Raw genomic sequence first — 13,075 nt, 5'->3', positions numbered from 1 at the left:
CCAAGATTCTACTATAAGAGAAATATCTTATCTCATCATGGAATCAAGCGTCTTTTTGATGCGTCGTCGCGCTTGCCTTCACCGCCGTGCCGCCGATATATGGCAGCGGCGCTTGGAGAGCGGAGGACATCATGGACGGCAGCTTGCAGAACATCGAAATCACGGGAAGCTTCACGGCCGCCGCCTGGGAGCGGATCAAGCCTCTTATGGCCGAGATCGAGCAACTGCCGCTCCTGGAACGGCTTTCGGACGGCACGCTGCCGCCGGAGGTTTTCCGTCACTATATCCTGCAGGACGCAATCTATCTGAAGCATTATGCCCGGTGCCTCGCCATCGTCGCGGCAAAGGCGCCCGACAATGCACAGGTGCTGCGCTTCCTCGGTTCGGCGCAGAAGGCCATCACCGTCGAGCAGGGCCTGCATGCGGGCTTCCTCTCGCAATTCGGCATTTCGAGCGCGGACGTGACGGCCGCCGAGCCCTCGCCTTCGTGCTTCGCCTATACGAATTTCCTTCTGGCGACCGCCTATCACAGCTCCTATGCCGTTGCGCTTTCGGCCATCCTGCCCTGCTTCTGGATCTACATGCATGTCGGCGAAGGCATCAAAGGCAGGCCGGCAATCGATGGCAATGTCTTCCAGGCCTGGATCAACACCTATGGCGATCCGCAATTTGCAGCCGGCGCCCGCGAGGTGATCGCGCTGACCGATATCGCCGCACGCGCCGCATCGGAGACGGAACGTGCCGCGATGATGGACGTTTTCGTGCGCGCCTCGCAATATGAATGGATGTTCTGGGATTCGGCCTGGCGGCTGGAGACCTGGCCGATCTGACATGCTGGCCGCGGACCCGCAAAATAGCGTAAATTCGGGGATAATTACCGCTTTGCGGCAGGGGGCGGCGCTGCTATATGGCGCGCATGAGCACCAATTCGACCACTCCGCTGTCCCATATCCGCAACTTCTCGATCGTGGCCCATATCGACCACGGCAAATCGACGCTGGCCGACCGCCTGATCCAGACGACGGGCGGACTTGCCGAGCGCGAAATGTCCGAGCAGGTGCTCGACAATATGGAGATCGAGCGTGAGCGCGGCATCACCATCAAGGCCCAGACCGTGCGCCTGCACTACCAGGCAAACAACGGCGAGAAATACATTCTCAACCTGATCGACACGCCCGGCCACGTCGACTTTGCCTATGAAGTCTCGCGGTCGCTGTCAGCATGCGAAGGCTCGCTGCTCGTCGTCGACGCCAGCCAAGGCGTCGAAGCGCAGACGCTCGCCAACGTCTACCAGGCGATCGACAACAACCACGAACTCGTCACCGTCCTCAACAAGATCGACCTGCCGGCCGCCGAACCCGACCGCATCAAGGAACAGATCGAGGAAGTGATCGGTATCGACGCTTCCGAGGCCGTGCTGATCTCGGCCAAGACCGGCCTCGGCATTCCCGACGTGCTGGAAGCGATCGTCCATAAGCTGCCGGCGCCGAAGAGCCCGGGCGGCGAGAAGGCGCCGCTGAAGGCGCTGCTCGTCGACAGCTGGTACGACACCTATCTCGGCGTCATGGTTCTCGTGCGCGTCATCGACGGCGTGCTGACCAAGGGCCAGACGATCCGCATGATGGGCACCGATGCGAAATACCAGGTGGAGCGCGTCGGCGTGCTGACGCCGAAGATGGTCAATGTCGACAGCCTCGGCCCCGGCGAGATCGGCTTCATCACCGCCTCGATCAAGGAAGTGGCCGATACGCGTGTCGGCGATACGATTACCGAAGACAAGCGCCCGACCGCGGAAGCCCTGCCGGGCTTCAAGCCGGCGCAGCCGGTCGTCTTCTGCGGCCTCTTCCCTGTCGATGCCGCCGATTTCGAAGACCTGCGCGCCGCCATGGGCAAGCTTCGCCTCAACGACGCCTCCTTCTCCTTCGAGATGGAATCGTCGGCAGCCCTCGGCTTCGGCTTCCGCTGCGGCTTCCTCGGCCTGCTGCATCTCGAAATCATCCAGGAGCGCCTGGAGCGTGAGTTCGACCTCGACCTCATCGCCACCGCGCCTTCCGTAGTCTATCAGCTGACGATGACCGACGGCAGCGAGCGCGAACTGCACAATCCGGCCGATATGCCCGATGTCGTCAAGATTGCCGAAATCCGCGAGCCCTGGATCAAGGCGACGATCATGACGCCGGACGATTATCTCGGCGGCATCCTGAAGCTCTGCCAGGACCGCCGCGGCATCCAGACCGAGCTGACCTATGTCGGCACCCGGGCGATGGTGACCTACGAACTGCCGCTCAACGAGGTGGTCTTCGACTTCTACGACCGGCTGAAATCGATCTCCAAGGGCTACGCATCCTTCGACTATCACCTCGAAGGCTACCGCGCAGGCAACCTCGTGAAGATGTCGATCCTTGTCAATGGCGAGCCGGTCGATGCGCTCTCGATGCTCGTGCATCGCATGGCAGCCGAAAAGCGCGGCCGCGACATGTGCGAGCGGCTGAAGGAGCTGATCCCGAAGCACATGTTCAAGATCCCGATCCAGGCGGCGATCGGCGGCAACGTCATTGCCCGCGAGACCATCTCGGCCCTGCGCAAGGATGTGACGGCCAAGTGCTACGGCGGCGACGCCACCCGCAAGCGCAAGCTGCTCGACAAGCAGAAGGAAGGCAAGAAGCGCATGCGCCAGTTCGGCAAGGTGGAGATTCCGCAGGAAGCCTTCATCGCCGCGCTCAAGATGGGCGATGAATAACGCTTCTCAATGACGTCTTATGCGCATATGATTTGCGCATAAGACGAGGAGATCGTTATGGGTCATCAGGCGAGAAAAGCAGCGAATCTTTCACTTGATGAAGGCCTCGTTTCCCAGGCCCGCGAGCTCAAGATCAACATATCCAGGGCGGCGGAAGAAGGTATCGCGAAAGCGATAAAGGCGGAACGCGAGCGGCTGTGGCGGATCGAGAACGCCGAGGCGATCCGGCTCGAAAACGAATATGTCGAAAAACACGGCCTGCCGCTCGCCAAGTACCGTCAGTTTTAGAGCGGTTCAGTTTTTCATTGAAGCGCAGTCTTGTATTACGCAATTCCTGACGGAAAACCCGCTTCACACTTTTCCTGGAATTGCTCCATGGCACGCTTTCACGTCTATCGCCTGAAAAGTGGGAATGTCCTTGCCGTCGACCTTCAAGCCAATCTGCTTGACGATCTGCCTTCAAGAGTCATGGTTCCTTTGCATCCAGTCCAGGAATTGGCTTGGACGATCTCGCGACTGAACCCACGCTTTCTCATTGAGAATGAACCATACGTGATGGCCACCCAGCGCATGGCGTCTGTCCCGACATCGGAAATTGGAGAAGCCGTCACAGATCTATCGGGCAAAAGCGATGCCATCATCGGCGCCATGGACTTTCTCTTCCAAGGCTTCTGAGCCTTATCCCCTGCTCATATACTCCTTCACCAACCCCTCATAGGCGTCCATCTCGGGTAGCGCTTCGTAACTATACACCGCTCCTGTCTCGGCAAACGACAGCTTCTCGCTCGTCCATGTCTCGATGAAGGGCGTGAACCAGCTCGGGTCGTCGAGCATGGTGATGCGCAGATTGACGAACCAGTCCATGCCTTCCGGCCGGGTGAACATCCAGCTCATGCAATGCGGGCAGAAATAATGCTTGGTGGCGCCGTGCAGCCCGCCGATAACAGGCGCGCCCTTGGTAACCTCGAAGCCCTCGCTGGGGATGGCAGCACTCAGCGAGTAGGCGCTCGCCGTCATCTTCTGGCAGCCCGTGCAATGGCAGGCCATGGTGAGCAGCGGCGGAGCGCTGATCTTCAAGCGCACCCGGCCGCAGCGGCAGCCGCCTTCCATGGGCAAATTCGGTGATGTCATGATATCTCTCCCCTTCCGTCCCCTGATCTAGCGGAGGCGGCGTCATTGTCGAGAGTCCTAGACGCGTATCTCAAACGCGGTTTATCGGACGCGCGGGATTGCCAACCACCGTTGCGCCCGTCGGCACATCCTTCGTCACCACGGCACCAGCACCGACGATCGAGCCATCGCCAATCGTCACGCCACCGAGAATGATGGCGCCGCCGCCGATCCAGACGTCGCTGCCGATTGCGACCGGCCGGGCGATCTCGATCCCCGCGCCGCGAAGCGCAGGGTCATTGTGATGCTCGGCGCAATAGATCTGCACGCCGGGGCCGAACATGGTGCGATCGCCGATCGTCACGCTGCCGGAATCGAGGATGGTGCAGCCGGCATTGACATAGACGCGCTCGCCGAGAACGATATTGATGCCATAGGAGCAGTGAAACGGCGCTTCGATAAAGATATCGGAGGCGGCCCGTGCAAAAAGCGCGCTGAGGGCGGGGGCAGCGGGGCCGCGCTCGTCCGGCGGCAGCGTATTGTGGGCGTGGACGGCGAGCCGCGCCTGCCGGCGCAGGTGATCGAGCTCATCGTCAAGGCAGCAATACCACTCACCCGCCGCCATCTTCTCGCGTTCGCTTAGTGTCATCGCATTGCCCTTCAAGCCGGGACCTGCGACAGCATCTCGACCTCTTGCTGTTCGATCTGCCCGACCCAGGCACGGGCGATGGCAAGGCCAGCGGCATCGGCGTCACCAGCATGCCGCGCAGTCAGCTCGGCATAGCTTTCCAGCCAGCCGGGCGCGATGCGTTCTATCGTGTCAGGGAATTCCGCCTTCCACTGCTCGACAACCCTTCTATCGGCCTCGAAATGAAATTGGGTGCCGTAGACGGCGCGGCCGATGCGGAAGGCCTGATTTTCGGCGACAGCGCTTGTCGCGAGACGAACGGCGCCTGCAGGCAGGGAAAAGGTGTCGGCATGCCACTCGAAGATGGTGAATTCGCCGCCAAGCGCCGAGAGCAGCGGATCGGCCCGGCCTTCATCGGTGACGCCGATACTGTGCCAGCCGAATTCGCGGGCGGTTCCGAGATGGTTGTCGGCGCCATAGGCGCGCGCAAGAATCTGGCTGCCGAGGCAGATGCCGAGCACGGCCTTGCCGGCATCGCCGAAACGGCGCGCGAGCCGGGCGAGCTCCGGCAGATAGGGATGCGTCTCGTCATCCAGCGCGCTTTGCTCGCCGCCGAGAACGACCAGCGCGTCATGACCGGATATGTCTTTCGGCAGGATGCCATCCCGCCAGACCCGGAACCACTCGATCTCAGCACCCGCCTCGTCGAGCGCCGTGGCAAGCGCGCCGAGGCCGGTGTTGCGCATATTTTCGACGACTGCGACTCGCATAGGTTCTCCCCGGTGGTCGGCAGGAAGAGACCATGCCGAAGAACGGCGCGCAAGATGCTTGCGCATGTGCGATTGCGTCCGCACGCCGCAAGGGCTTAAATCACGCCAAACGAAAGGAAAACGCCATGACCGAAAAAGCCCGCGTCTCGATCCTCTACTGCACCCAGTGCAACTGGCTGCTGCGCGCCGCCTGGATGGCGCAGGAGCTGTTGAGCACCTTTTCCGACAGTCTCGGCGAGGTGGCGCTGATCCCGGGCACCGGCGGCAATTTCGAAATCCGCATCAATGGGGATCTCCTCTGGGAGCGTAAGCGCGACGGCGGCTTTCCCGGGCCGAAGGAGCTCAAGCAACGCGTCCGCGACATCATCGAGCCCGGCCGCGATCTCGGCCATGTCGACCGCGTGTCGCACGAAAGCTGATCAAGCTCGCTCAGCGATAGGGCGAGCGGCAGACCCTGTAGACGCCTTCATAGGTGAGGAAGTGATCCGTCCGCGGATTATAAGAACGGTATTCATTGGTGCACCAGGCGATGTGCTTATTCACCTGCTTCGGCTGCACACGGGGCACCGGCGGCGGATCATAGGTGAGCTGCGGCCGCCCCGCCGCGCCCGGCAGGTAATAGGTCGGCCCCGCGCCCCTCGGACGGTAATTTGGCTGAACATACGCGGGGCGATGCCATTGCTGCGGCCCGAAGCCGAAGCAGCCACGAAAATCGCAGAGCGTCGATCCCGTGTTGACCGAGCCGAGGCCAGGCCTACCCACATTCAGCGAATCGGCGGCTGCCATTGCGGGCGACAGAACGGCCAAGAGGCTGGCGAGCAGAAGCGTGCGAGGAGCGGGCATGACGCATTTCCTTTCGATATTCTCTTTATATAGGGCGCGCCGGCGACAGCGCTATGCCGGCCCGGCCCGCACTCCTCCCGATGCGAGACGCAGTTTTTTGCCAACTGTCAGGAAAACTTCAAAAACCCAGTTGACAGTCATGAGCCGCCCCCTTACATCGCTCTCCGTCGCCCAGATGGCGGAATTGGTAGACGCGCAGGTTTCAGGTACCTGTGCCGCGAGGCGTGGAGGTTCGAGTCCTCTTCTGGGCACCATTTCCTTTTGATCGCTGCCAAGATCAAATATCAAATCTTTCCAAAATTACGCGTTTGGCTCTGTTGACAGAGGCCATCCACGTGCTTGTCTGGATACCGGTTCGAGGAGCGGTGCAGGTTGAAGCCCTGTCACGCCGCCATATGGGGGGTCGTCTTCCCGCTATCCGATATGACCGACAAAGCCGTAATGCCGGCTTCCCTGGCGGCGCGAAGAAGCAATTCCCTCAATTCCTCCAAGCCGGCCTCCCCGGCGATGGCATCGTCGCAAGCCTTTACGGCCGCGACATATTCCTCTCCATCGTCGAACGGCCAATCTATTATCAGAACTTCGGCTGCGTCTCGGAGCGTCTTGACGACCCTTCGCCGGCCGCCAAGAAAGAGGACAAGAGGCGCAAAATTCGCCGATGCGTTCCATTGCATGACACTTTCTCCCAAAAGGTTAGAATATTAGTAATGATGCAAGAAGCGTGCCGGGGAGCGGAGGCACGTTCGTTGCCCGATCGAGCAGCGGTTCGTGAATGATCTCGGCAAGAGATGAAATCTTTCGGGGCTCGGGGACAAACCGGCCGAGCTGCATGTCTTCTCCGAGAAAGGCGATTGGCCTTACCGCACCGGCTGGTAATGGCCGCGGAGCGGAACCTTTCCGCCCATGGTGACGAAGCCGTCGCGCTCGCAGACATACATCAGCGTCGGCATGCCGCCTGAGCGGAAGATATCGTCATAACGGCGGCGGAGCTGGACGGTCTCGGTGCGGCAATTATAGGATTCCTCGTCCTTCTTGTCCGGCTGCGCCTTGACGCCGGGAAGGCCCTTGTAAGGGTAGAGGGGTTGAACAGCCGAATCCACGGATTTCGTCCAATCGACAGCGAGGGCTGACGCCGGGGCGAGGCTGGACAGGACGCCGAGCGATATCAGAAGCATCATCAACAGCCGCATGGGAATTCTCCTGCCGGCGACAAAGCGCTTCTGCTCCATGTAGGAAAATCGACGGCGCGCATCAAGCCGCCGCGGCGGGCGATTTCCTGAAATAGCCTCTGATGACGGGGTGGCCGAAGAGACCGGCGAGGATGGCAAAGGCGGCACCCAGGAAGAACCCGGCGAGGAAGCCGCCGATGACGCCGGCGACCATCAGGATCTTCTTTCCCGGGCCGTCGGCCTTGACCGGCGGCTCGGCAGGCGAGATGACGCGGATGTTGCTCTGGCTGAGGTTCTGTTCCTCGCTCGTCTGGCTCGAGCGCTTGAGCACCGTTTCGTAGATATCGCGCGCCGCCGTCGCCTTGCGCTGCAATTCGTTCAGTTCCACCTGCTTGTCGGAGACGGTTGCCTGCAGCGCCTTCTGAACGCCAAGCTCCTTGGCAATGCTGTCCTCAGCGGCCTTGGCCTGCTCATATTCGCCCTTTGCCGAGGTGGCGAGGCGCTGCAATTCGCCCCTGATTTCGCCTGCTATGCTCTGCAGCGAGGAGCGCGCCGCCTGCAGGCGCGGATGACGCGTGCCCATCTGGCTTTCGAGGCTGCCGACGGCGGCGGCCTGGGCAGCATATTGCTGACGCAGGCTGACGAGCGGCGAGGTGCCGCCGCCCTCCGCCTGGTTGCCGGCAACGATATCTTCGACGCGCAGATTGGCGACGGCATCGGCGCGGGCCTTCGCCTGGATGGTCTTTTCCTGCGCCGTCACCAAGAGCGTGTTCAGCGAGACGAGGCGCTGGTCGGAGATCAGGTTGCCTTCGGTCGCGGCCATGTCGTTGTCGGCCCGGAAGGTTTCGACCGCCTGCTCGGCCTCCAGCACCTTCTGGCGCAGGTCGGCAAGGCGTCCGTCAAGCGTCGAGGAAGTGTTTTCGTAGAGGCCGTTCGAGGCGCTGTTTTCCTCCTCGGTAAAGGAGGTGACCACCTGGTTGGCAAGCCGTGCCGATTTTTCCGGATCGTTGGTCGTCACGGCGAGCGAAACGACATAGGTGCCGGTCTGGCGGGTAATAACAAGCGCCTTCTGCAGGGCGCCGATCACGGCCGCGCCATCCGTCCTGCCGCCGTTGAATTCCGGATCCTGGTCGAGCTTCATCGCCTCGACGACGCGGCGCAGCACATTGCCCGAGGTCAGAATCTGCACTTGGCTGTCGATCAGCGCCGAGATCATTTCCGGCGACGGGCCTGAAGATTGCGCGCCGGCCTCGGCCAGGCCGATCTGGCGCGGATCGAAATAAAGGCTGCTGGCGGCGGTGAATTTCTGGCCGATCAGCGGCGCCACCGCGCCACCCCCAACGGCTCCGACAAGGGCCAGCACAAATACCACCAGCCGGCGGCTCCAGATCGCCGCGATGCTGGAGCGGAGATCGAGAAGCGGGGCGGCTGTGCTCTGCAGCGGCACATTGGCCGCAGGCCTCTCTGGGGCCGCAGGCGTTTCTATGGCCGCAGGCGGTTCGACTGCAGCGGCCGGCGGCTGCTCGGATCGACGGATTTCTGCAACCCGTGCCGACGGCGGCACGAAAGGCGGAGGGGCTGGCTCGGGCTCGGGACGGGCGAAATCATCCGGACGAACGACGGGACTGCGCGGGCGCACGCCTTCGGACGCAGTCGGAGACGGCTCGTAACTCCGCCAGCCGGGCAGCCGGCTTACCCTGTTCCTGTCATACTGGCTCATACGCGCACTCGTGTCCCGCCCAGCGTGAAAAACTGAAGCCGAGGTGCCGAGACTTTAGAAATTCTTAGCTAACGGACCGTTAAGATAGGCGCAGCGAAGTCGATGTTGCGATTTGCCGTGATTGCGAGGATAGCCATGAGGACGACACGCCATCTGGTGGCGCTGCTGCTTGCGGCCGCCCTCATGCCGTCGCCGGTCTTTGCGGCCGGCGCGCCGTGTTATCGCGGCATCAATCTTTCCGGCGGCGAATATAGCGAGCGCGGCGCCATCTACGGCACGAACTACATCTATCCGAGCGAGCAGACGATCCGCTATTTCGCCGAGAAGGGCATGACGATCATTCGGCTGCCCTTCCGCTGGGAGCGGCTGCAGCCGGCGCTAGGCGGGCGGCTGGACGAGGACGAATTCAAGCGGATCAAGGATACGGTCGGCCTGATCCGAAAGCAGGGCATGGCCGTTCTGCTCGACCCGCATAATTTCGGCTATTACGATAAGGCGCAGATCGGCAACCCGCCGGCGACGGACGCCGCATTCGCCGACTTCTGGGCAAGGCTCGCGGTCGAATTCGCCAATCAGGACGGCGTTCTCTTCGGCCTGATGAACGAGCCGCACGACATCAAGGCCACCGACTGGCTCGATGCCGCCAACGCGGCGATCCGCGCCATCCGCGCCGTCGGCGCTCGCAACCTTATCCTCGTGCCAGGCACCGCCTGGAGCGGCGCTCACAGCTGGGAGGAGGATGTGATCGGCGGCGCCAACGCTACGGTGATGCTCGGCGTGCGCGATCCGCTCGATTTCTACGCTTACGAGGTCCACCAATATCTCGACGTCGATTCGTCGGGAACCCATGCCACCTGCGAAGGCGCCGCCACCGCGGTCGAGGCCATCGCCGGCGTCACCGCCTGGCTGAAGCGGAACCATAAACGCGGCTTTCTCGGCGAATTCGGCGGCTCCGCCGATAAGGACTGCATGAGCGGCCTGACCAAGATCTACGCGACCATGTCCGACAATAGCGATGTCTGGCTCGGCTGGTCCTATTGGGCGGCGGGCGAATGGTGGCCGGCGGACGAACCTTTCAACGTTCAGCCGGGCAAGGGCCCCGAGCGACCGCAGATGCGGCTTCTCGCCGCGTCGGCGAAAGCGGACGCCGGCGCCTGCACCGCCGTCAAGCCTGCGGGGAACTGACCGTGGCGACAGTCGATCAGAAGGCAGCGACTTTCACCGTGGCGGGCAACCGCATCGAGGCGGCCGGGGGGACGTCGCGCATCGACCATCCAGTGCTCTGGCTCGGCCTGCTTTCGATGCTCTATAACGGCATTCTCGCCTTCATCAACCACAACATCATGCCGCTGTCGATGACGCATGTCGCCGCCAGCGAAGGCCTGATTCTGGCAAGCGCAATCATCTACATCCTTCATAAGGGGATCTACGAGACGGATCTGCCGGCCTTCCTGTTCCTGCTGTTCACGCTTGTCGTGACCATCTATATCAGCGTGCTCAATCGCATGCCGTTCGTCGATCATTTCCGCAACGTGCTGATCATCTTCTGCTTTACCGGCCTCGGCGGCTGGAGCAACGAGAGAACGATGAAGCTGGCCTTCCGCTGGGCAAGCCTTACGGTGCTGATCTTCCTGATCTTCGAGATCGTCAGCGTGCCCTTCTATGTCAGCATCGTGCATCCGTCCGATTATTTCGCCAATACGCGCGGGCTGCTGCCGCTGAGCTACAACACGACAGGCCTGTTCCAGAACGCGCTGGGCTTTCCCGAGCGATTTTCCTTCGGCATCATCGACCATCGCTCGTCGTCGATCTTCCTCGAACAGGTGTCGCTTGCCAATTTTTGCGGCGTGATCGCGATCTACCTGATTTCCATGTGGGAAAGACTGGGGCGCTGGGACCGGCTGCTCTTCATCAGCACGGCGGTGCTGATCCTGGTGACGAACGACACGCGCACAATGCTGATCTTCTGTTTTGCCTGCATCGTCGGCTATTTCGTCTTTCCGAAGATCCCGCGGAATCTCAATCTGGCGCTGATGCCGCTGATCGTCGCCGCGGGCTTCATCGTCTATACCCTCAAACCGAATGCGACGGGTGACAATTTCACCGGCCGCATCAACCTGACGATGAAGAAGATCATGGAGCTCGATCCGCTCGCCGTTCTCGGGCTTTCGGTCGACAGGGTCGCCGAGTTCGCCGACAGCGGCTACGTCTATCTGATCTACGCGGCGACGATCTTCGGCGTCGTCGCCCTCTGGCTGTTCGTCTGCCTGTTCCCTGCCGGCCGTACGGCGGCGCAGCGGCGTTGCGCCCATTCACTTTCTCTTTTCATTTTTCTGAATATGATGATCGGGGGCACCGCCGTTTTCTCGATGAAGATTGCCGGCCTCTTGTGGTTCGTCGTCGGATATATGCGCTTCCACGACAGCCCGCGCATCCGGCAGGGTCGTGCGGCAGATGTACTGAGTTGACCGCAGCGGCACGGTGGAAACCGGCGTCCGCGAGCTCGAGGAGCAAGACATCAGATGCTTGTCCAGCTTCAATATCTGCGCGCGGTTGCGGCGCTGATGGTCGTTTATTTCCATGCAATATTGCAGCTGGCCAAGGTCAATCCCGCCGTCGACGCCACGGCTTTTCTTTATGGCGAAACCGGCGTCGACATCTTCTTCGTGCTCAGCGGCTTCGTGATGTGGCTGACGACGAGCGGGCGGGCGATCCGCCCCATCGATTTCGCCCGCCGCCGCATCAGGAGGATCGTCCCGCTCTACTGGCTGGCAACCTTGTTTTCGGCTGTCGTGGCGCTTGCTGCCCCCTCACTGCTCAAATCCACGGTGTTCGACCTTCCGCATCTCATTGCCTCGCTGCTGTTCCTGCCATGGGCCAATGCCGCCGATCCCGGCACGATCACCCCCGTTGTCGTGCCGGGCTGGACGCTGAATTACGAAATGTTCTTCTATTTCGTGTTTGCACTGCTGCTGCCGCTCTCGGAAACCCGCCGGATTCCGGTGATGTTTGCCGTCTTTGCCGTCATCCTGATTGCCTGCCGGCTGCTTCCGGAATCAACGGCCACCCGGTTCTACGGCGAGCCGATCATGCTGGAATTTCTTGCCGGCGTCGTGCTCGGCTGGCTTTACCGGCAGAAGGTGCTTCTGCCGAACCGCTGGGCATGGGCGGCACTGGCCACGGGTTTTGTGTTCCTCGTCGTCAACGAAGCGCTGATGCCGCCGGAGAGCCGGTTCTACGCCTGGGGCATCCCGGCGATCTTCATCCTCTACGGCGCTGTTTCCATCGACTTTTCCCGTCTGCCGGTTCTGGGATGGCTGAACTATCTCGGCGACTGCTCCTACAGCATCTATATCACCCACGCCTTCACCCTCGCTTTCCTGAGGGTGGCTTCGGACCGCCTGCCGATCGGCATCCTGCAGCAACCGGTGCTCTTCGTGATCCTGGCGCTGGTGCTTTCGTCAATCGGCGGCGCAATCGTCCATGAAATCACCACGCCGCGCCGGAAGGTGGCCGTGGCAGGCAGGCCGCCGGCCTAGATGTGAACCTTCGGATTCAATTTCCGCCCTTCACATGCTTGGTTTCCCGCCTCTCGATGTCGCATATTGCTCATCAGCTTTCAGCGACATGCTTTAATTTCATCCACTGAAGGCGAGAATACACATCCGGACGGCGCTGGCGGTGCGGCGTTGAGCGACTTCTCCTAAGCCGATACGGCCATGAGAGAACTTGCTGGAACGTGATGGTTTATCTTGCAATTTGTCGCATGAATGAAAGTGCGCCGGCCTATTCGCGGCACGGGCTTTGATTTAAGCACGGGCTGCGGCCTCCAAGAGGGAAGAGGGAGAGACATGAGAAGCTATGTATTGACGGTATCCTGCAAATCGACGCGCGGCATCGTTGCGGCGATTTCGAGCTATCTGGCCGACAAAGGCTGCAACATCATCGACTCCAGCCAGTTCGACGACCTCGATACCGGCAGGTTCTTCATGCGCGTCAGCTTCATTTCGGAAGAGGGACTGTCGGGCTCCGCCATCAGCGCCGATTTTGCCGCCGTCGCCGCGCCCTTCGAGATGGATTACGACTTCCACGACA

General features: G+C 61.3%; 16 protein-coding genes and 1 tRNA gene. 10 read left to right on the top strand and 7 right to left on the bottom strand.

Annotated features, from left to right (window positions below; translation table 11 throughout):
- Positions 1 to 131 precede the first annotated feature (131 nt).
- From tenA to HJC04_RS08265, 4 genes are all read left to right on the top strand, one after another.
- Positions 132 to 830, top strand: coding sequence for a thiaminase II (tenA, locus tag HJC04_RS08280; protein WP_221145698.1), 699 nt, complete (start codon positions 132 to 134; stop codon positions 828 to 830).
- 77 nt (positions 831 to 907) lie between these two features.
- Positions 908 to 2,740, top strand: a complete 1,833-nt coding sequence (gene lepA, locus HJC04_RS08275; protein ID WP_085776615.1) for a translation elongation factor 4 — start codon at positions 908 to 910, stop codon at positions 2,738 to 2,740.
- A gap of 57 nt (positions 2,741 to 2,797) precedes the next feature.
- Positions 2,798 to 3,028, top strand: coding sequence for a type II toxin-antitoxin system CcdA family antitoxin (locus tag HJC04_RS08270; RefSeq protein ID WP_210629549.1), 231 nt, complete (start codon positions 2,798 to 2,800; stop codon positions 3,026 to 3,028).
- A gap of 87 nt (positions 3,029 to 3,115) precedes the next feature.
- Complete coding sequence (locus HJC04_RS08265) at positions 3,116 to 3,415, top strand: CcdB family protein (RefSeq protein WP_221145696.1); 300 nt, start codon at positions 3,116 to 3,118, stop codon at positions 3,413 to 3,415.
- A gap of 3 nt (positions 3,416 to 3,418) precedes the next feature.
- Here HJC04_RS08265 and HJC04_RS08260 read toward each other — a convergent pair whose 3' ends face one another.
- The 3 genes from HJC04_RS08260 to HJC04_RS08250 form a co-directional block, all read right to left on the bottom strand.
- The gene (locus HJC04_RS08260; protein WP_221145694.1) at positions 3,419 to 3,871 is read right to left on the bottom strand and encodes a GFA family protein; all 453 of its coding nucleotides are present in this window, start codon (positions 3,869 to 3,871) and stop codon (positions 3,419 to 3,421) included.
- A 70-nt stretch (positions 3,872 to 3,941) separates the two neighbouring features.
- Positions 3,942 to 4,499, bottom strand: coding sequence for a sugar O-acetyltransferase (locus HJC04_RS08255; protein WP_210629552.1), 558 nt, complete (start codon positions 4,497 to 4,499; stop codon positions 3,942 to 3,944).
- An 11-nt stretch (positions 4,500 to 4,510) separates the two neighbouring features.
- The gene (locus HJC04_RS08250; protein WP_221145692.1) at positions 4,511 to 5,248 is read right to left on the bottom strand and encodes a type 1 glutamine amidotransferase; all 738 of its coding nucleotides are present in this window, start codon (positions 5,246 to 5,248) and stop codon (positions 4,511 to 4,513) included.
- A gap of 125 nt (positions 5,249 to 5,373) precedes the next feature.
- On the opposite strand from HJC04_RS08250, the gene HJC04_RS08245 reads away from it, so the two are divergent.
- Positions 5,374 to 5,667: a SelT/SelW/SelH family protein gene (locus HJC04_RS08245; protein WP_210629554.1), complete on the top strand. Its 294-nt coding sequence runs from the start codon at positions 5,374 to 5,376 to the stop codon at positions 5,665 to 5,667.
- Positions 5,668 to 5,677: 10 nt separating this feature from the next.
- Here the strand turns inward: HJC04_RS08245 and HJC04_RS08240 are convergent, their stop codons facing one another.
- Entirely contained in the window at positions 5,678 to 6,091 is a 414-nt protein-coding gene (locus tag HJC04_RS08240) for a BA14K family protein (RefSeq protein ID WP_210629555.1), read from the bottom strand.
- A gap of 169 nt (positions 6,092 to 6,260) precedes the next feature.
- Here HJC04_RS08240 and HJC04_RS08235 point away from each other — a divergent pair.
- Positions 6,261 to 6,345: transfer RNA gene (locus HJC04_RS08235), tRNA-Leu, on the top strand.
- A 129-nt stretch (positions 6,346 to 6,474) separates the two neighbouring features.
- Here the strand turns inward: HJC04_RS08235 and HJC04_RS08230 are convergent.
- From HJC04_RS08230 to HJC04_RS08220, 3 genes are all read right to left on the bottom strand, one after another.
- Positions 6,475 to 6,765 (bottom strand): DUF982 domain-containing protein, encoded by a 291-nt coding sequence (locus tag HJC04_RS08230; RefSeq protein WP_221145690.1) that lies wholly within the window; start codon positions 6,763 to 6,765, stop codon positions 6,475 to 6,477.
- A gap of 183 nt (positions 6,766 to 6,948) precedes the next feature.
- On the bottom strand, positions 6,949 to 7,281 hold the full coding sequence (locus HJC04_RS08225; protein WP_221145688.1) for a hypothetical protein: 333 nt from the start codon (positions 7,279 to 7,281) through the stop codon (positions 6,949 to 6,951).
- Positions 7,282 to 7,342: 61 nt separating this feature from the next.
- Positions 7,343 to 8,980 (bottom strand): GumC family protein, encoded by a 1,638-nt coding sequence (locus HJC04_RS08220; protein WP_221145686.1) that lies wholly within the window; start codon positions 8,978 to 8,980, stop codon positions 7,343 to 7,345.
- A gap of 135 nt (positions 8,981 to 9,115) precedes the next feature.
- On the opposite strand from HJC04_RS08220, the gene HJC04_RS08215 reads away from it, so the two are divergent.
- The 4 genes from HJC04_RS08215 to HJC04_RS08200 all read left to right on the top strand — a co-directional run.
- A complete protein-coding gene (locus tag HJC04_RS08215) occupies positions 9,116 to 10,165 on the top strand; it encodes a glycoside hydrolase family 5 protein (protein ID WP_221145684.1) in 1,050 nt (349 codons plus the stop codon).
- A 2-nt stretch (positions 10,166 to 10,167) separates the two neighbouring features.
- Positions 10,168 to 11,448, top strand: coding sequence for a hypothetical protein (locus HJC04_RS08210; RefSeq protein WP_221145681.1), 1,281 nt, complete (start codon positions 10,168 to 10,170; stop codon positions 11,446 to 11,448).
- A gap of 54 nt (positions 11,449 to 11,502) precedes the next feature.
- Positions 11,503 to 12,519 carry an acyltransferase gene (locus HJC04_RS08205; protein ID WP_210629561.1) on the top strand — a complete coding sequence of 339 codons (1,017 nt, stop codon included), beginning with the start codon at positions 11,503 to 11,505 and terminating at the stop codon, positions 12,517 to 12,519.
- 312 nt (positions 12,520 to 12,831) lie between these two features.
- Positions 12,832 to 13,075: ACT domain-containing protein (locus HJC04_RS08200; protein WP_221102709.1), on the top strand; the 244-nt coding region annotated here is incomplete at its 3' end.

It is taken from the genome of Rhizobium sp. NLR8a, assembly GCF_019685235.1.
Lineage (GTDB): Bacteria > Pseudomonadota > Alphaproteobacteria > Rhizobiales > Rhizobiaceae > Rhizobium.
Note: the sequence above shows the minus strand (reverse complement) of the source record. Positions and strands in the feature narration are given on the sequence as shown.